The organism is Arthrobacter sp. B0316-1-20 (assembly GCF_059091865.1).
Genome location: NZ_JBNHHC010000016.1, coordinates 116,744 through 133,881, shown reverse-complemented (window position 1 = coordinate 133,881; position 17,138 = coordinate 116,744). Strand labels below are relative to the sequence as shown.

Sequence of the window (17,138 nt, the reverse complement as noted above, 5' to 3'; positions counted from 1 at the left end):
GCCGCCGGAGCGACATGTTCCTGGGCATCGACATCGGCACGGGCAGCAGCAAGGCCGTGCTGGCGGACGCCGGGGGCGGGGTGCTGGACAGCGCCGCGGTCGCGCACGAGGTCAGCTACCCGCGGCCCGGCTGGGCCGAGTTCGACGCCGAGGGCGGGGCGTGGGCGGAAGTGGTCCGGCTGTGCCGGGAGCTCTTGTCGCGGAACGACGCCGGGGCCGTCGCCGGCGTGTGTGTCAGCGCGATGGGTCCGTCCCTGGTGGTCACGGACGAGAACCTGGTCCCGTTGCGGCCGGCGATCCTGTACGGAATCGACGCGCGCGCCGTCGTCGAAATCCGCGAATTGACGGAGGAGTTCGGTGCCGAGGAAATCTTTCGCGAGGCGGGCAAGGTCCTGTCCTCCCAGGCCGTGGGACCGAAGCTCCGCTGGCTCCGCAACCGGGAGCCGGAGGTCTTCGCCCGCGCCCGGAACTGGCACAGCCTGAACTCCTTCATCCTGGCCAAGCTGACCGGCGAGCTGGTGTTGGACCACCACACCGCCAGCCAATGCGATCCGCTCTACGACCTTCGCGGCAACCGGTGGCATCCGGACCGGTACGGCGCCGTCGCCGGCCACCTGCCGGAGCCCCGGCTGGCGTGGCCGTCGGACGTCGGCGGCCGGGTCCACCGCCGGGCGGCCGATGCCACGGGGCTGCCGGAGGGCGTGCCGGTCTGCGCGGGCACCGTCGACGCCTGGGCCGAGGCGTTCAGCGCGGGCGTGCGGCAGCCGGGCGACCTCATGCTGATGTACGGCTCCACGATGTTCTTCGTCCAGGTCCTCGGGGAGTTCCGGTCCGAACCCAAGCTCTGGACGACGGCCGGCGTGGAGCCGGGGTCGCTGACCTTGGCCGCGGGGATGTCCACGTCCGGGAGCCTGACCACGTGGTTGCAGCGGCTGTTCGGCGACGTCCCGTTCGAGCAGCTCGTCACTGAGGCCACCGCGGTGCCGCCGGGATCCGACGGTCTGCTGCTGCTGCCCTACTTCGCCGGCGAACGGACCCCTGTCTTCGACCCGGACGCCCGCGGGCTGATCACCGGCCTGTCGCTGCGCCACGGGCGCGGCCATCTGTTTCGTGCCGCCTATGAGGGCATCGGCTTCGGCATCCGGCAGATCCTGGAGTACCTCGAGCACGCGGGCGAACCGATCCGGCGCGTCGTGGCCGTCGGCGGCGGCACCAAGGCCAGGCTCTGGACGGAAATCGTCAGCAACATCAGCGGGCGCGAACAGCTGGTCCCGGAACAGGCCATCGGCGCCAGCTACGGGGACGCGCTGCTCGCCGCCATCGGCACCGGGGCCGTGCCCGCCGGGACGAACTGGGCGCGCACGGCGGCGACCGTGAGTCCCGATTTAGCGACGGCTCCGCTGTATGAAAAGCTCTACGCCACCTACAGCCACCTGTACCCGTCGAACCGGGAGCACATGCACGTGCTCGCCGCCCTGCAGGAGCCCGCGGCCGGGTAGGCGGTCCCGACCGGCGCGCTGGCGCCGGCGCCGTTTCGAACCCCGGGCTCATGGCATCGATGGACCGGTTCAGCGTTATGGTTGCAGTACATTTGATTCCCGCGTTGCAGCGGGTGCCGGAAGGACGTGGATGGCGCACTTTGTGATCATGGGCTGCGGGCGCGTAGGCGTGACGCTGGCCCACACCCTGGAGGACTCGGGGCACAGCGTGGCCATTATCGACCAGGACGACCGGGCATTCCGCCGGCTGCGCTCGGGGTTCACCGGCCGCAAGGTCACCGGCGTCGGATTCGACCGCGACACCCTGCGGCACGCAGACATCGAGAACGCCTATGCCTTCGCTGCCGTTTCCAGCGGCGATAACTCCAACATCCTCGCCACCCGGGTGGCCCGCGAAACCTTCCACGTGCCGCATGTGGTGGCCCGCATCTACGATCCCGGCCGCGCCGAGATCTACCAGCGGCTCGGCATCCCCACGGTGGCCGCGGTGCGCTGGAGCGCCGATCAGGTGCTGCGGCGGATCCTGCCCGAACAGGGCATCAAGGGCGACTTCCGTGAGGCCTCCGGCCGCCTGATCCTGGGTGAGGTGCAACTGGACGACGGCTGGGTGGGCCGGGAACTGGCCGAGATTGAAGCCGCCTCCGGCGCCCGGGTGGCCTACCTGACCCGTTTCGGCGAGGGAATCCTGCCCGCCCGCGGCACCCGCTACCAAAAGGGCGACATCGTCCACGCCATGATGGCGGTGGATTCGACCTTCGAAATCGACAGGATCCTGTCCAAGCCCCCCGTGGAGGAGTCCGAATGAGGGTGGTCATTGCCGGCGCCGGCAGCGTCGGATCGTCGATTGCTCGGGAGTTGCTCTCGAACAACCACGACATCCTGCTGATCGATCCGAAGCCCGAGGTGATCGGCCGCAGCGGGCTGAAGGGCGCGCGCTGGCTGATCGGCGACGCCTGCGAGATCACCACCCTGCGTGAAGCCCGGCTGGAAGAAGCCGACGTGGTGGTCTCGGCCACCGGCGACGACAAGGTCAACCTGGTGGTCTCGCTGCTGGCCAAGAGCGAGTTCGGCGTCGGCCGCACGGTGGGACGCGTGAACAACCCCAAGAACGACTGGATGTTCGACGACTCCTGGGGCGTGGATGTTGCCGTGAACACCCCGCGCCTGATGACCGCCCTGGTGGAGGAAGCCGTGGAGATCGGGGACCTGGTCCGGCTGCTGACCTTGCAGAGCGGCGTCGCGTCCATGGTCGAGTTCACGGTTCCCGCGGACTCGGCGCTGATCGGTCAGCGGCTCGGCTCCATCGCCTGGCCGCAGGATGCCACGGTGGTGGCCATCCTGCGCGACGACGCGCCGATCACGCCGAGCCCTGACGACGTGGTGGAAGGCAGCGACGAGCTCTTCTTCATCACGACCATCGCCGCCGAGGACGAACTGCGTGCGGTCCTGACCGGCCGGCCCGCCGCCGCGGCGGCGGCCGACTAGGTCACGCGGCCCGGCCGGCAGCGGCGGCGGCGGGCCAGCTCACTCGGCCCGGCCGGCCGCGGCGGCGGCGGGCCGGCTCACTCGGCCCGGGCGGCCTCGACGGACGCCGGGCGAGAGACCAGCCACGCCAGCCACAGCCCCAGCGCGTACAGCGGCACGCCCATGAGCAAGCGGGTGGTGCCCAGCGCCACCAGGCCGTCCTCGCCCATCAGGTAGAGGGGAAGCTGCACCACAAGCCGCAGCAGGAGCACCGCCATCACGATCCAGGTGGCCATGGTGTACGCCTTCAGCCGTTGCGGCTGCTGCCGCCATGCCGTTCCCTCGCTGCGGATCAGCCCGAAGATCAGGCCCAGCACCGGCCACTTGACGGCCACCGAAACCAGCATGACCAGAATGTAGGCGGCATTCGTGATGAAGCCCCAGACATAGAAGTCCTCGGCCCGGCCCGTGCTGTTGGCGACGAAGGCGCAGATGGCGACCCCCACGAGGCCGGAGAAGGCCTGCGTCACGGTGCCCCGCTGCACCAGGCGCAGCACGGTGAAGACGGCGGCGGCCGCCAGCGCTCCGATCAGCGCCGGGCCGAGCTCCCGGCCGATGGTGAACACCACCAGGAAGATCACGCCCGGCAGGATGCTCTCGGCCAGCCCGCGGACGCCGCCCACGGTCTTCAGCACGTCGATCTGTCCGTCGTCGGTGCGGTGGACCGCGGCGCTCGCCGCGTAGGCGCCGGCAAGCGCCTCGGCCGCGTCCGGGCGCCTGTTGCCCGGTTCTCCCGCGGGTTCCGGACGCGCGCCGGAGGGCTGCCCGTCCCCGGCCGGCGGCACGCTGTGCGGACCGGAGTCCGGCTGCTGATCTGTCATGGGTTAATTCTCCAACGGGCTGAGGATCTCGTAGCGCGGATTGTAGATGGTGGCGGTTCCTTCCACCCTGAACAGCATTCCCTCGAAGGCCAACCGGATGCCCGCCGCGATGCCGGGCACGCGGCGCTGCCCCAGCCAGACCAGCCGGACCCGCGGGTGCCCGCCGTCACGGGACTTGCCCGGCTCCTGCTGGCCCGCGTCGGTGACGACGGCGGCAAACCGCGGCGGCTGCCCCGGCGGCGCGATGGTGATCGCCTCAACCAACCCGGTTCCGGCGACGTGGCCGCGCTCTGGCAGCCGGGCGATGGGGCTGTCCGCAGGGCCGCGATGGACGCGGGAGCGGTCAGCCAATCTCGGTGATCTCCGGGCCCCGCTCGGGCGCGGTCAGTCCGGGGTTGCGCGGCGCCTCGGGTTGCGGCGGGCCCGGGACGCCCTTGGGCATCTTGAGCTGCAGCAGGTCCTTGGGCGGCAGCGGCTGCGAGCCCCGGACCACCACGGTGGAACGGAAGAGTTCCTCGAGGTCCGCGGCCTTGGCCCGGTCCAGCGCGGCGGGTCCCCCGATCACGCCGCGCAGGAACCAGCGCGGCCCGTCGACGCCGAGGAAGCGGGCCACCCGGAAGCCCTGCTTCCCGTCGGCGGTCTGTGCCGGCAGCTTGGCCACCACCTCGGTGCCCATCGGTCCGTCGATCTCTTGGACCGTGCCGCCCTGTGACCCCACGGAACTCGCGATCTGGGTGCGGATTTCCTTCCACAGCCCCTCGGATTTCGGCGCGGCAAATGCCTGGAGCTGCAAGTTGGAACCGGCCAGGTCCAGGGTCACCGCAACGACCCGCTTGGACTTTTCCTCGACCTCCAGCCGCAGCTGCAGGCCCTCCCGGGGACGGACCTTCAGCGCGCCCAAATCCAGGTAGCCGTTACCGGTGTCCTGCTCGGAGTCGTCGTAGGGGCCGTTCCGGCGGGGACCGCTGTCCGGCGCCGGCCGCGTGGCATCCTCGCCAGGTGCGGCCGCGGCGGCTTCCGGCCCTTCGCCGTCGTTCTGGTTCCTCTTCTTGGAACGCCCAAATGCCATAACGTGAGATTCCTCTTCCTCCGGTCCTGCACCGGGTTGCTCAATGTCTGCGCCGAGGGGATGCCGCCTGCGGCGGGCAGGCGCGCAGGTGCGTGCCCGCCGCACCGCGCGTGCGGAACTAACCGGCGCCGAACCCTCCGGTGGATCCGAATCCGCCGGCCCCCCGCGTCGAATCCGGGAGCTCGGCGACGCGTTCGAACGCGGCCGTCTCCACCTTCTGGATGACCAGCTGCGCGATCCGGTCCCCCCGCTTGAATGTGAGCGTTTCACTGGCATCGGTATTCAGCAAGGTGACCGCTATCTCGCCCCGGTAACCGGCGTCCACGGTGCCGGGGGCGTTGACGATGGTCAGTCCGTGCTTGGCGGCCAGCCCGGAGCGTGGGTGGACCAGGGCAACATACCCGTGCGGCAGCGCCAGCGCCACGCCCGTCGGCACCAGGACACGCTCCCCCGGGGCGATCCGGAAATCGATTCGGCTCCGCAGGTCGGCCCCGGCGTCCCCCGGGTGGGCGTAGGCGGGCGGTTCCAGTCCGTCGTCGAGCATTTTCAGCTGGACCGTCAGCGTTTCAGTTGTCTGCTGCACTCGTGATCGTTTGTCCTTGCGATTGCGGATGTGGCGGCGGGAAGACTGCGGCCGCCAAGGGCCGGGCCCGCTGAGATATTCCGCACATCACTCTAGCGCGTTTTCAACCGTGGCGCCCGCGGGCGGGCGGGCATCCGGGGGCCCGCCGGGAGCAAGGTGAAATGCCTGTCAAAAGGTGAAAAGCTGAGTCCATGACACAACCCGCGACCCCTGCAGGCGGCTCCGGTCCCGCCGGCGGTCCTTCCTCCGTGACCCACTTCGATGAGCGGCTGTGGCCCAATTTCTGGGTTTGGCTCATCGCCGCCGGCACCGCCGCGGCGGTCATCGTCATGCTGGCACCGATCAGCATGACCGCGGGCATCATCGGCGCCGTCGTCGCGGCCATCCTGCTGGCCGTCCTGCTGATCGCTTCCACGCCGCGGATCCTGGTCACCGACACCATGCTGCAGGTGGGCCGCGCCCAGATCGAGCGGCGCTACGTGGGGCGGGTGGAAGCGTTCACCGGCGAGGCCGCCACCGAGCAGCGCGGCCCCAAGCTGAACGGCACCGCGTACATGTGCATGCGCGGCTGGATCGATCCGGTGGTCACCATCGAAATCACCGACGAGACGGATCTGACCCCTTACTGGATCGCCTCCACGCGCCGGCCGCAGCAGCTCGCCGCGGCCCTGAACCGCCCCGCCGCGGACGCGTCCTAGCGGCCCCGGGGGGCGGGCCCCCGGCGGGGCCGGTCCCGTGGTTGCCGGCGGCTACCCCTCGCAGTCCCGGCAGTAGAGCAGCCCGTCTTTCTCCTTGGCCACCTGCGACCGGTGGCGGACCAGGAAGCAGGAAGCACAGGTGAACTCGTCCTGCTGGGCCGGGAGTACGCGGACCAGCAGTTCCTCGCCGGAGAGGTCGGCGCCGGGCAACTCGAACCCCTCGGCGGCCTCGGCCTCGTCCTCGTCGACGACGGCCGACTGCGTGTCGGTCCGCCGGTGCGACTTCAGCTCTTCAATGGACTCCTCGTGGGTCTCTTCGTCAGGCTTCCGCGGGGCGTCGTAGTCAGTGGCCATTGTTGTTTTGCTCCCACTCCGGTGGTCCGGTCCAGTTTCACGTCAGGCCCCCGGTTCCGGGACACGTGCCCGTGCCTGACGATCTGTGCACAGGCTCAACGCGTTCGCCGTCGATTTTGTGCCCGTGACGCGAAGATTCTTGCCGATTTCGGTGCGCCTGCCAAACCCGGGGGCCGCAGGGCGTTCACGGCCGCCTTCGGACGCGGCGCCCGGCCGGGGCGACCTTGGCCACAAACTCCGCGCCACACCCGCGAAAACAATAGGAAAAGCCCGGTATGGGTGGCAGAGTTTCAGGCATAAAGTGTCGTCTGGTGGAGGGTTTTCATGCAGGATCTACGGCTGGTGGGTGTCCATGAGGATGGCGAACATCTGCTGTTGAGCGCAGGTGGGGACGACTACCGTCTGGCCATAGACGAAGCCCTGCGCACAGCGGTCTTCCGACCGACAACAACGCGCGCTCCCGGTGCCGGCGAACCGTCGGACGCCGGTATGTCCCCCCGCGAAATCCAGGCGCGCATCCGAGCGGGCGCCACGGCCGAGGAGGTCGCAGCCGAATCCGGCCTCGACCTGCAGCGGATCCGGCGCTATGAAAGCCCGGTCCTCGCCGAGCGCCACTACATCGTCGAGCAGGCCCGCAAGGTGGAAGTCGCCGGCCCGCTGCCCGGCCACGACGGCTACCGGTCGGCCTTCGGCGACGAGCCCGCCACCCTGGGAGAAATGGTGGACCACCGGATCCACGCCTTCGGCATCGACCCGGAGTCGATGAACTGGGATTCCTGGCGGCGCAGCGACGGCACGTGGGAAGTTGTGGCGTCCTTCACCGCGCCGGCGGCTCCCGCCACCGACTCCATCGGGGAAGAACCGCCCGCCCGCTGGGTCTTCCATGCGGCCCGCCGCACCATCCAGAACGCCAACCGGTGGGCGCAGCAGCTGAGCGAGCTCGAAACCGTGGACGGCCCGGTCCCCGGGCGCCGGCTGAAGGCCGTCACCGACCATGTCTTCGACTTCGAAGCCGACACCGGCGCGGACCCGGACCTCGAGCCGGCAGGGCACGAGGACGGCGGGCAGGACGACGGGCAGGACGACGGGCAGTCCGCCGAGTCGGAAGAGCTGCTGGACGTGCTGCGCTCCCGGCGGGGGCAGCGGCTGGGCGTCGACGAAGATGCCGACGACGCGCTGGCCTTGATGCTCACCCACGGTCCGATTCCGGCGGCCCACCCGCGCGACTCGTTCGAGGACGCGGATGATTCCGGCGACGATCCCGGCGCGCGGCCGCGCGCCGGCTTCCCGCTGACGCTGGCCCCGGCCTACGACGACGGCGCGGTCTCTTCACTGGAATTGGGGCACGGGATCAGCACCCACACGCACGAAATCACGCTCTCCGGCGCGCCCGGTTTCCTGCGGGACGAGCCGGCCGCGGCAACCGGCAGCGGCGTGCGCGACCAGGACGGCGAGCTCACCGGGGAAGAGGCCGACGCAGAGCCGGCGACCGGCGGCGGCGCGCAGGAAACGGGCGCCCCGTCGTACGACCGGATTGAGTTTGTCAGTCCTTCCACCGCAGCGCTGAAAACCGTGGAAAACAGCAGCGGAGCGGCCGCGGAAAAGGCCCGGACGGCGCAGGCCGGCGCGGAGACCGCCGCCGATCCCGAACCCGGGGCCAAAGACACGGTGCGGGAGGATCCGGCCCCGGAACCGCCCAAGCGCTCCATCAAGCCGAAGCGCTCCAGCGTGCCCAGTTGGGACGAGATCGTCTTCGGCACCAAGCACGACTGACCTGCCGCCGGCGGCAGCCAAGACCCGGGCTGGGCGTCCGGCCTGCCAGGCTGCCTGGCCCGTCAACCTCTCGCTGCCTGCGGGCGCGGACTAGCGCCGTTTGCCCGGAGCCGCCAGGGTCAGCAGGGGCACTTCCCGCTCCGCCTTCGTCAGCGAGCCGTGCTGACCGACCACGGACATCGCGGTCTCCGGCACGCGCCGGGTGTCGTAGAACGCCACGGGTTCCCGGGCAGCCACCATCAGGTCTCCGATGCGCGGCAACACCCGCGGGTCCACCCGACCGAAGAACCCGCGGCTGACCGCCTCTTCCCGGGTGAACACCCAGGCCTGCTTCCCATACCGCTGCAGCCAGGCACGGGCCACCTGCTCGCGCTGCCCGGCCGTGGCGTCCGGTTCGAAATAGAGGTGGACCAGCCGCGGTTCGCCGCCGGTGTGCCGCACCCCGGCCACCAGGGCCGGGTCCGCCGAGTAGTCGAAACGGAACTCCTCGGCCACGTCCAGCATGCCGTGGTCCGCGGTCAGCAGCAGCAGCGTATCGGCCGGAAGCTGCCGGGCCAGGCGGCGCATGTCCGAGTCAAGTTCCTCCAGTGCATGCCCCCACTGGGCCGAGGCCGCGCCGAACCGGTGGCCCGCCTTGTCCAGTTCGTTGAAATAGAGGTACACCAACGCCCGGTCCGTGGCCGCCAAGGCTTCCGCAGTGGCCTGGGTCCGGGCATGGCCGGTGGCGCCGGGCACGAACCTGCCGCCGCGCAGCGCCGCCCGGGTCATGCCCGACTCCGCGAACCGGGGCAGGCTGACGGTGGTCACCGGCAGCTGCCCGGCTACCCGTTCGAACACCGTGGCATGCGGCTGCCACACCTGCGGGTCCACCCCGGGGTCCCAGCCTCCGAGTTGGTTGACCACCTTGTCCTGCCCCGGGTCCAGGACGTCATAGCCGACCATGCCGTGCAGGCCGGGCGCCAGCCCGGTCCCCAGGCTGGCAAGGGACGCCGCCGTCGTCGAGGGAAGGGCGCTGCCGAGGGTCCTCGAGTTGTCCATCGCCTGGCGCAGGAAGGGGGCATGTCCGCCGCGCTGCTTCAGCAGCGCCTTGCCCAGTCCGTCCACCATGACCACGCACACACGCCGCGCCGGCGGCAACTGCAGCTCATTATCGAAGCCCTCGGCGCCCAGCGCGGCCGCGGCACTGGTCATGACCTCCGCGAGCGAGTTGCGGCCGTAGCCGGGGGCAGCCGGAAGCGGTTCCTGTATCGGCGTCACGCAGCGTCGATCCCGCAGATCAGCGGCCGTGGTGGCCGCGGACCAGGCGGTTGCCGATGCGCGGGCGCTGCTGCACCGGGCCCGGCGCGGCGGCGGGCTCCGGGTGGCTGGTGCTGACCTTGCGCAGCGCGCGGGCAAAGTCCTTGGCGTTCTGGACCGCCTGCAGCCCGTCGGCCTCCGCGCTGACCCGCAGCACGATGTCTTCCTGGACGATATTGCCCGTGTAGCCGTGGTCGGCGTCGCACTGCGGATCGCCGCAACCGGCCGGGCCCATGTCCAGCCGCTGGCCGCCGGACCAGGCGATGGCCAGAGTCAGTTCGCGGGCCTGGTCGGCGGAGGTGTAGTTCTGCGGCTGGGCGTAGACGTAGCTGAGCACCACGGAGCGGATCTGGCTGACCGGGACTGACTCGGTGGAAATCTGCGCCACCATCTGCTCGCCCTCGTCGTCCAGCTGCTGGTCGTCCACGTGCGTGATGACCAGCATGTCCTCGGTGAGCACCAGCACGGTGATGTGCCGGTGCACCTCGTTGCGGTCGAAGTGTGTCTCCAGGTGCACCAGGTGGGACAGCGGCTCGCGCTCGTCCAGGGCGTCGTGGACCACGTCGGAAACCAGCAGCGGGTAAAAGCCGGCCCGGTTGAGGGCGTCGTCGAGACTGCGGCGTTCGGCCGTCGATAGGGGGCTCATGGTTCCATAATCCCCTACGCTGCCGCCGGATGGCCAACCCGGCAGGTTCAGTCCCGCATGGCGCGCCGCGCGCTGTCCGTGCGGTGCGCATGGTTTCCGAGCCGGAGTTCGGCGTTCAGCACGGCCAGGCCGCGGTCGGAGAGCTGGACCGGGTTGAGCTCCAGCAGGGCCACTTCGGGATGTTCGTCCTTGAGTTGCGCCACGCGGGCGATCAGGTCTTCGAGCGCCGGAACGTCCACGGCCGGCAGGCCCTGGTAGCCGAAGAGCTTCTCCGCGGCGCGGGGCCCGCGGACCAGGTCCGCCACATCCACGGTGCTCAGCGGGGGGATCCGGTGGGACCAGTCCCCCAGCAGGTTGACGGCGTCGCCGGCCAGCCCGAAGGAGACGACCGGGCCCAGGAGCGGATCCTCGATGGAGCGGATGGTGCAGGCCTGGCCGGCGGGCACCATAGACTGGACTTCCAACGGGATGTCGCCGAACGGGGCCAGGCTGGCCCGCATGTGGGCGATGTTGGCGCGCAGGGTCGCCTCGTCCGTGATGTTCAGCCGGACCCCGCCGAGGTCCAGCCGTTGCCGCAGCCGCGCGTCGGTGGTTTTGAGGGCCACGGGCCAGCCGAGCCGTTCGGCGGCGGCCACGGCCTCGTCGTCGTGCGTGAAGCCGGCGGACTCCTGAACCGTGATGCCGTAGCAGCCCAGCAGCCGGGCGGTCTGCGCAGGGGTCGGCGTCAACAGTTCGGTCCCGGTGACCCCGCCGAGCAGGGCGTCGATCTGCCGTTGCGCCTCGGCGGGATCCGTTCCCGCCGCCTCGGGGAACTCGCCCTGGTCGCGGGCCTTCCATTCGGCGTAGCGGACCGCGGCCGCCAGCGCGTTCACGGCGCTGGCGGGGCTGGCAAAAGCGGGCAGGCCGCGCTGCAGGCCGCCGCCGGAATCCGGGCCTCCGGCGGCCAGCAGGCCGTCGGTCCGTTCGGCCAGGTCGAGCACGCCGGTGAAGGAGGCGACCACCGGCTTGCCGGCCTCTTCGGCGCAGTCCCGCAGCACTTCCGCCAGCCGGGAGGTCGGGATACCGGTGGCGGGAAGGAGGGTGACGACGGCGGCGTGCACCTCGGGTGCGGACAGTGCCTGCCGCACCTGCCGGCGAAGCATCGGGAGCGCGGTGGACTGCCCGGTATCCAGGTCCATCGCCACCTCCCGCCGGACCACGTCCAGCTGGTGGGCCCTGGCGGCGTCGGCCACCACGTTGCCCAGCGCCAGGGAGTTGCTGAACACGGCCAGGTTGGCGCCGGCCGGAAGCGGCTGGCTGACCAGGACCTGCGCCACGTCCATCAGCTCTTCATTGGTCTCCACGCGGATCACCCCGGATTGGCGGAACATGGCGTCGAGGGCGCCCGGCGGCGCCTGGGTGGTGCGCACCGCATGGCCGGGCGGCAGCTGCAGTCCCATCACATCGGACTTGGCGACGATCACCGGCTTGCTGCGCGAGAGCCGGCGCGCGATGCGGGAAAATTTCCGGGGGTTGCCGATGGATTCCAAGTAGAGCCCCACCGCCAGGGTGGCCGGGTCGTCTTCCCAGTACTGCATGACATCGTTGCCGGAGACGTCGGCCCGGTTCCCCGCCGACACCGTGGAGGACAGGCCCAGCCCACGCCGGCTGGCGGCGGTGTAGAGCAGGACGCCGATGGCCGCAGACTGGCTGAACAGCCCGAGCGCTCCGCGCGGGGGCATGGCGGGCGCCATGGAGGCGTTCAGCGACACCGCCGGGTCGGTGTTCAGGAGCCCGAGGGAGCCCGGGCCGATCACCCGCATCCCGTGGGCGCGGGCCTGGCGCACCAGCTCGCGCTGCCGCTGCAAGCCTTCGGTCCCGGCCTGGGAGAAACCGTCGCTGGCCACCAGGATGCCCTTGACGCCGGCGGCGGCGCATTCGCGGGCCACCTTGGGCACTTCCCCGTAAGGGACGGCGACGACGGCGAGTTCCACGGGGTCCGGGACGTCGGCGATGGCGGCATGGGAGATCATGCCGTTCAGTTCGAAGGCCTGCGGGTTGATGGCGTAGACGGGACCGGTAAAGCCGGCTTCGATGATGTTCTCCAGCAGCGAGTAGCCCACGCTGCCCCAATCCCGGCTGGCGCCGATCACGGCCACGGATCCGGGGGCCAGCAGGGCGGCCACGCTCTTGGCCTCGGCCCGGTGTTCCCGGGAGGCCATGACGGCGCGGGAGCGCTCGGTCGGGTCGATGTCGAACTCGAGGGCGACCACCCCGTCGTCGAAATGGCGCCGCACCTCGTACCCCGCGTCGTTGAAGACGGTGATCATTTTCCGGTTCTCCGGCAACACCTCGGCGGAGAACTTGCTGATGCCGTTTTCCCGGGCGGCCGCCGCCAGATGCTCCAGCAGGATGGAACCCAGCCCCCGGCCCTGATGGGCATCGGCGATATTGAAGGCGACCTCGGCTTCGGCGGGATCGTCCAGCCGGTCGTAGCGGCCGATCCCGATGATTTCATCGCCGATGGTGATGACGAAGGCAACCCGGCTGACGTAGTCGACCTTGGTGAAGCGGGCCAGTTCGCGCGGGCTGAGCTTGGACTTGAAGGTGAAGAAGCGAAGGTAGATGGAGCTCTCCGATTGCCCCACGTGGAAGGCCTGCAGGGCCTCGGCATCGGCCGGGACGATGGGGCGCAGGTGCGCCGTCCCGCCGTCGCGCAGCACGACATCCGCCTCCCAATAATCCGGATAATCCGGGGAATCAGCCTCTTGCGCCATAAACTCACTGTATCCGCAACTTTTAGCTAAGGACCGAAGCTCTACCCATGCCCCGCCGCCAGACTCCCGCCCCCGAAGAGGACTACACGGAGAACATCGTCGATATCGACGTGACCTCCGAGATGGAAGGCTCCTTCCTCGAATACGCCTATTCGGTCATCTACTCGCGCGCACTGCCCGATGCCCGCGACGGGTTGAAGCCGGTGCAGCGCCGCATCCTCTACATGATGTCCCAGATGGGGCTGCGGCCGGACAAGGGGCACGTGAAGTCCGCCCGCGTGGTCGGCGAGGTGATGGGCAAGCTGCACCCGCACGGCGACGCCGCCATCTACGACGCGATGGTGCGGATGGCGCAGTCCTTCTCGCTGCGCATGCCGCTGATTGACGGCCACGGCAACTTCGGATCGCTCGACGACGGTCCCGCGGCTCCGCGCTACACCGAGGCCCGCCTCGCACCACCGGCCCTGGCGCTGACCGACCACCTGGACGAAGACGTTGTGGACTTCGTGCCCAACTACGACAACCAGCTGATGCAGCCGGCGGTACTCCCGGCCGCTTTCCCCAACCTGCTGGTCAACGGGTCTTCCGGCATCGCGGTGGGCATGGCCACGAACATGGCGCCGCACAACCTCGGCGAGGTGATCGCCGCGGCCCAGCACCTGATCGCCAACCCGGACGCCACGCTCGAGGACATCATGCGGTTCGTCCCCGGACCGGACCTGCCGTCCGGCGGCAAGATCGTGGGCCTGGACGGAATCCGCGACGCGTACGCCACCGGCCGCGGCTCCTTCAAGACCCGCGCCAAGGTGGAGGTGGAGAAGCTCACCGCCCGCCGCACCGGACTGGTGGTCACCGAGCTGCCCTACGGCGTGGGCCCGGAGAAGGTGATCGAGAAGATCAAGGACGCGGTGACGTCCAAGAAGCTGCAGGGCATCAGCGACATCGTGGACCTGACCGACCGGCAGCACGGCCTGCGCCTGGTCATCGAGCTGAAGAACGGCTTCAATCCGAACGCCGTGCTGGCGCAGCTGTACCGCTATTCGCCGATGGAGGATTCCTTCGGCATCAACAACGTGACGCTGGTCGACGGGCAGCCGCGCACGCTGGGCCTGATGGAACTGCTGCAGGTCTACATCAGCCACCGCATCGGCGTCGTCCGGCGGCGCACCGCGTTCCGGTTGGGCAAGAAGAAGGACCGGCTGCATCTGGTCGAGGGCCTGCTGATCGCCATCGTGGACATCGACGAGGTCATCCAGATCATCCGTTCCTCGGACGAGGTGGCCGCCGCCCGCGAACGGCTGATGGCCATCTACGACCTGTCCGAAATCCAGGCCAACCACATCCTCGAACTGCGGCTGCGCCAGCTGACCAAATACTCGCGGATTGAGCTCGAGAAGGAACAGGACGAGCTGCGCCGCGAGATCGCCGCACTGGAGGAAATCCTGGCCAACGAGGCCATGCTGCGCCAGCTGGTGTCCGACGAGCTGGGCGAGGTTTCCGCGCTCTACGCCACGCCGCGGCGGACCGTGCTGCTCGAATCGGAGGCCGCCGCCCCGCTCCGCGGCACCGCCCTGCCGGCTCCCGCCCCCGGCAAGAACGCCAAGGCCGCCCTGCCGCTGCAGATCGCGGACGACCCGTGCTGGGTCCTGCTCTCGGCCTCCGGCCAGCTCGCCCGCACGGTGGACCAGGAGCCCCTGTCGGACGGCCAGCGGATCCGGCACGACGTCCTGGCGTCCGTCGTCAGGACCACGGCACGGGCCGAGATCGGAGCGGTGACCTCGCTGGGCCGGATGCTGCGGCTCCCGGTCCTGGACATGCCGGTGCTCGCCGCCGCTGCCGGGTCGCCCAACCTGGCCGGGGGCGTCCCGGTCAAGGAGTTCGTGACCCTGGCGAAGGGCGAATCGCTGGTGGCCTTGGCGCCGCTGGACAAGGTCCTCGCCCTCGGCACGGCGCAGGGCATCGTCAAGCGCGTGACCCCGGACTACCCGCTCAACCGGGAGGACTGGGAGATCATCGCGCTCAAGCCCAAGGACTACATCGTGGGCCTGAGCGTCCCGGCCGACGACGATGAACTGGTCTTCATCACCCGCCAGGCGCAACTGCTTCACTACCCGGCCTCGACGGTGCGCGCCCAGGGCCGCACTGCCGGCGGCGTCACGGGCATCAAGCTGGGCGCGGAAGACACCGTGACGTTCTTTGGTGCGGTCGCCGCGGGGGATGCGGACGCCGTCGTCGTCACCGTCGCCTCCTCGCAGGAAGCCCTGCCGGGCACCTCCCCCGGCTCGGTTAAGGTCACCCCGTTCACGGAGTACCCGGCCAAGGGCCGCGCCACCGGCGGCGTGCGCGCGCACCGCTTCCTGAAGGGCGAGGACATGCTCTCGCTGGCGTGGGCCGGGCACGGGCCGGCGAAGGCCAGCTCGTCCAACGGCGCCTCCCGGGCGCTGCCCACCGAACACGGCCGCCGCGACGGTTCCGGCATACCGTTGTCCCAGCCGGTGGACGCCGTCGGCCCCGCCCTATCGCAGCAGGGGTCACAAGACTCCTAAGCTGGCTGCATGGCGATCATCCCCGATACCAAGGACTGGACGTGGGTCACCGGGCGGCCCTGCCCCGAATGCGGCTTCGACCCGGCCGGCGTCACGCCGGACCGGATCGGCCCTGAGGTGCTGGCCACGGTGCCCCGCTGGCAGGCGGCCCTGGCGGAGCCCGGCGCCCACGTCCGCCCCGACGACTCGACGTGGTCGGTGCTCGAGTACGCCGCCCACGTCCGGGATGTCTGCCGCGTGTTCGATGCCCGGTTGCAGCTGATGCTCGGCCAGGACAACCCGGAGTTTGCCGACTGGGACCAGAACGCCGCGGCCGTTGAGGGACGTTACGCCGGCCAGGACCCGCGCGCCGTCGCCGAGGAGCTGGCGGCAGCAGCCGCGGAGGTCGCCGCCGGCTTCAATGCGGTGACCCCGGCAGAGTGGGACCGGCGCGGCAGGCGCAGCAACGGTTCGGCTTTCACCGTCGTCACGCTCGGCAGCTACTTCCTGCACGACGTCACGCATCACCTGCACGACGTCGGGGCGTAGCCGCCGCCCGGCCGCGGTGCACGATGTCGTAGGTGCACGACGTCGGGGCTGCCTTGCCCGCTCAGGTCAGGGGCAGTTCATAGTCCAGGTAGCGCTTGGTGGGCACGTAGCCCATCCGGGTGTAGAGGGCCAGCGCCCCGCTGGGGTTCTCGGTGTCAACGCCCAGCCCGGCGTGTGCCATCCCGCCGGCCCGGAACCGGCGCATCGCTTCGGCCAGCAGCGACTGGGCAAGCCCGCGGCCGCGCCATTGCCTGCGGACGCCGAGGAGGTTCGTGAACCCTTCGTCATACCCTGACTGCAGCTTGTACTGAGGATCAAAGCTGGCCACCTGGTACGCCACCGTCTCGCCAGAGGCGGCCTCCACCACCGACATGCTCCACTCCGGCCTGGTCTCAGGGTGCTGCACCAGGTTCTTCCACCGGCGCTCGTCCCTCGGCTCGCTGCCCCAGTGGTCCGCGAACGCCTCGTTGTGGGCGAGCCGCACGGCGTCGCTGTCGCCCGGATCCAGGTCCACAAAGACGAAGCCCTGCGGCAGCGGCGCGTCCGGAATCTCCACCAGCGGCCGGGTCATTTCGGTGAAGTAGCGGACCACCCTGGCGCCCACCGCTTCCATCAGCGCGTTGTGCACCGGATCTTGTTCCTCGGTGCTGCTCCGCAGGACGCCGCCCCTGATGCCGGCCGCGCGGAACCGGCGCCGCTGGCGGTCGGCCTGCCACTCGTAGAGCGCCCTGCCGATGCCGCGGCGGCGCCAGTCCGGATCCACCCCGCCCCAGGTGTGGGCGACCGGTGAGCCGGCGTTCGCGTAGACCCGGCCCACGGCACGCACCGTCCCGCCGGCATCCAGCCCGAGGGCGGTGCACTCAGCGGGGTCGTTGGCAGGGTCGTCGAACGCCTCCGCCAGATCCGCCGTCGTCTCGGTCCAGACCGGTTTGTCCACCGCGGCCATCCGCTGGATCAACCGGTGCCAACCCTCGATGTCCGAGGCGGACATGGGACGCCAGCGCAGGGCTCCGCCGGGAACGACCGGCAGGTCGGAATTGGTCAT

General features: G+C 70.3%; 16 protein-coding genes. 7 read left to right on the top strand and 9 right to left on the bottom strand.

Annotated elements, in window-relative coordinates; all coding sequences use genetic code 11:
- Positions 1–14: 14 nt before the first annotated feature.
- The 3 genes from AC5RW2_RS24360 to AC5RW2_RS24350 all read left to right on the top strand — a co-directional run bounded on the left by AC5RW2_RS24360 (position 15) and on the right by AC5RW2_RS24350 (position 2,984).
- Positions 15–1,499 carry an FGGY-family carbohydrate kinase gene (locus AC5RW2_RS24360; protein WP_494074718.1) on the top strand — a complete coding sequence of 495 codons (1,485 nt, stop codon included), beginning with the start codon at positions 15–17 and terminating at the stop codon, positions 1,497–1,499.
- 130 nt (positions 1,500–1,629) lie between these two features.
- Positions 1,630–2,304: a potassium channel family protein gene (locus AC5RW2_RS24355; RefSeq protein ID WP_493977903.1), complete on the top strand. Its 675-nt coding sequence runs from the start codon at positions 1,630–1,632 to the stop codon at positions 2,302–2,304.
- Positions 2,301–2,984 (top strand): potassium channel family protein, encoded by a 684-nt coding sequence (locus AC5RW2_RS24350; RefSeq protein WP_493999518.1) that lies wholly within the window; start codon positions 2,301–2,303, stop codon positions 2,982–2,984. The genes AC5RW2_RS24355 and AC5RW2_RS24350 overlap by 4 nt, the downstream gene beginning before the upstream one ends.
- 77 nt (positions 2,985–3,061) lie before the next feature.
- Here the strand turns inward: AC5RW2_RS24350 and AC5RW2_RS24345 are convergent, their stop codons facing one another.
- The 4 genes from AC5RW2_RS24345 to dut form a co-directional block, all read right to left on the bottom strand.
- Positions 3,062–3,844, bottom strand: a complete 783-nt coding sequence (locus AC5RW2_RS24345; RefSeq protein ID WP_493999517.1) for a DUF3159 domain-containing protein — start codon at positions 3,842–3,844, stop codon at positions 3,062–3,064.
- 3 nt (positions 3,845–3,847) lie between these two features.
- Complete coding sequence (locus AC5RW2_RS24340; protein WP_493999516.1) at positions 3,848–4,195, bottom strand: hypothetical protein; 348 nt, start codon at positions 4,193–4,195, stop codon at positions 3,848–3,850.
- Positions 4,188–4,913, bottom strand: a complete 726-nt coding sequence (locus AC5RW2_RS24335) for a DUF3710 domain-containing protein (RefSeq protein WP_493999515.1) — start codon at positions 4,911–4,913, stop codon at positions 4,188–4,190. Before AC5RW2_RS24335 ends, AC5RW2_RS24340 begins: the two co-directional genes overlap by 8 nt.
- A 118-nt stretch (positions 4,914–5,031) precedes the next feature.
- Positions 5,032–5,496, bottom strand: a complete 465-nt coding sequence (gene dut / locus AC5RW2_RS24330) for a dUTP diphosphatase (RefSeq protein WP_493999514.1) — start codon at positions 5,494–5,496, stop codon at positions 5,032–5,034.
- A gap of 191 nt (positions 5,497–5,687) precedes the next feature.
- Between dut and AC5RW2_RS24325 the strand changes: the two genes are divergently transcribed.
- On the top strand, positions 5,688–6,194 hold the full coding sequence (locus AC5RW2_RS24325) for a DUF3093 domain-containing protein (protein ID WP_493999513.1): 507 nt from the start codon (positions 5,688–5,690) through the stop codon (positions 6,192–6,194).
- 51 nt (positions 6,195–6,245) lie between these two features.
- On the opposite strand, the gene AC5RW2_RS24320 is transcribed toward AC5RW2_RS24325, so the two are convergent.
- Complete coding sequence (locus AC5RW2_RS24320) at positions 6,246–6,548, bottom strand: DUF4193 domain-containing protein (RefSeq protein ID WP_493987423.1); 303 nt, start codon at positions 6,546–6,548, stop codon at positions 6,246–6,248.
- 324 nt (positions 6,549–6,872) lie between these two features.
- Here AC5RW2_RS24320 and sepH point away from each other — a divergent pair, with 324 nt between their 5' ends.
- A complete protein-coding gene (gene sepH, locus AC5RW2_RS24315; RefSeq protein WP_493999512.1) occupies positions 6,873–8,321 on the top strand; it encodes a septation protein SepH in 1,449 nt (482 codons plus the stop codon).
- Between the two features lie 90 nt (positions 8,322–8,411).
- Here the strand turns inward: sepH and AC5RW2_RS24310 are convergent, their stop codons facing one another.
- The 3 genes from AC5RW2_RS24310 to AC5RW2_RS24300 form a co-directional block, all read right to left on the bottom strand.
- Complete coding sequence (locus tag AC5RW2_RS24310) at positions 8,412–9,512, bottom strand: alkaline phosphatase family protein (RefSeq protein ID WP_494014121.1); 1,101 nt, start codon at positions 9,510–9,512, stop codon at positions 8,412–8,414.
- An 85-nt stretch (positions 9,513–9,597) separates the two neighbouring features.
- Positions 9,598–10,263, bottom strand: a complete 666-nt coding sequence (locus AC5RW2_RS24305; protein ID WP_493977911.1) for a DUF5998 family protein — start codon at positions 10,261–10,263, stop codon at positions 9,598–9,600.
- A 47-nt stretch (positions 10,264–10,310) separates the two neighbouring features.
- Entirely contained in the window at positions 10,311–13,019 is a 2,709-nt protein-coding gene (locus AC5RW2_RS24300; protein WP_494013841.1) for a bifunctional acetate--CoA ligase family protein/GNAT family N-acetyltransferase, read from the bottom strand.
- Between the two features lie 47 nt (positions 13,020–13,066).
- Here AC5RW2_RS24300 and AC5RW2_RS24295 point away from each other — a divergent pair, with 47 nt between their 5' ends.
- A complete protein-coding gene (locus tag AC5RW2_RS24295) occupies positions 13,067–15,565 on the top strand; it encodes a DNA gyrase/topoisomerase IV subunit A (RefSeq protein ID WP_494013840.1) in 2,499 nt (832 codons plus the stop codon).
- Positions 15,566–15,574: 9 nt separating this feature from the next.
- The gene (locus AC5RW2_RS24290; RefSeq protein WP_493999509.1) at positions 15,575–16,093 is read left to right on the top strand and encodes a DinB family protein; all 519 of its coding nucleotides are present in this window, start codon (positions 15,575–15,577) and stop codon (positions 16,091–16,093) included.
- Between the two features lie 61 nt (positions 16,094–16,154).
- Here AC5RW2_RS24290 and AC5RW2_RS24285 read toward each other — a convergent pair whose 3' ends face one another.
- Positions 16,155–17,138, bottom strand: coding sequence for a GNAT family N-acetyltransferase (locus tag AC5RW2_RS24285; RefSeq protein WP_494013839.1), 984 nt, complete (start codon positions 17,136–17,138; stop codon positions 16,155–16,157).

Excerpts from the sequence above, each read along its gene's own strand:
- AC5RW2_RS24360 (WP_494074718.1), top strand. The coding sequence starts at position 15 with ATGTTCCTGGGCATCGACATCGGCACGGGCAGCAGCAAGGCCGTGCTG.
- AC5RW2_RS24355 (WP_493977903.1), top strand. The coding sequence starts at position 1,630 with ATGGCGCACTTTGTGATCATGGGCTGCGGGCGCGTAGGCGTGACGCTG.
- AC5RW2_RS24350 (WP_493999518.1), top strand. The coding sequence starts at position 2,301 with ATGAGGGTGGTCATTGCCGGCGCCGGCAGCGTCGGATCGTCGATTGCT.
- AC5RW2_RS24345 (WP_493999517.1), bottom strand. The coding sequence starts at position 3,844 with ATGACAGATCAGCAGCCGGACTCCGGTCCGCACAGCGTGCCGCCGGCC.
- AC5RW2_RS24335 (WP_493999515.1), bottom strand. The coding sequence starts at position 4,913 with ATGGCATTTGGGCGTTCCAAGAAGAGGAACCAGAACGACGGCGAAGGG.
- AC5RW2_RS24325 (WP_493999513.1), top strand. The coding sequence starts at position 5,688 with ATGACACAACCCGCGACCCCTGCAGGCGGCTCCGGTCCCGCCGGCGGT.
- AC5RW2_RS24320 (WP_493987423.1), bottom strand. The coding sequence starts at position 6,548 with ATGGCCACTGACTACGACGCCCCGCGGAAGCCTGACGAAGAGACCCAC.
- sepH (WP_493999512.1), top strand. The coding sequence starts at position 6,873 with ATGCAGGATCTACGGCTGGTGGGTGTCCATGAGGATGGCGAACATCTG.
- AC5RW2_RS24310 (WP_494014121.1), bottom strand. The coding sequence starts at position 9,512 with ATGACCAGTGCCGCGGCCGCGCTGGGCGCCGAGGGCTTCGATAATGAG.
- AC5RW2_RS24305 (WP_493977911.1), bottom strand. The coding sequence starts at position 10,263 with ATGAGCCCCCTATCGACGGCCGAACGCCGCAGTCTCGACGACGCCCTC.
- AC5RW2_RS24300 (WP_494013841.1), bottom strand. The coding sequence starts at position 13,019 with ATGGCGCAAGAGGCTGATTCCCCGGATTATCCGGATTATTGGGAGGCG.
- AC5RW2_RS24295 (WP_494013840.1), top strand. The coding sequence starts at position 13,067 with ATGCCCCGCCGCCAGACTCCCGCCCCCGAAGAGGACTACACGGAGAAC.
- AC5RW2_RS24290 (WP_493999509.1), top strand. The coding sequence starts at position 15,575 with ATGGCGATCATCCCCGATACCAAGGACTGGACGTGGGTCACCGGGCGG.
- AC5RW2_RS24285 (WP_494013839.1), bottom strand. The coding sequence starts at position 17,138 with ATGACCAATTCCGACCTGCCGGTCGTTCCCGGCGGAGCCCTGCGCTGG.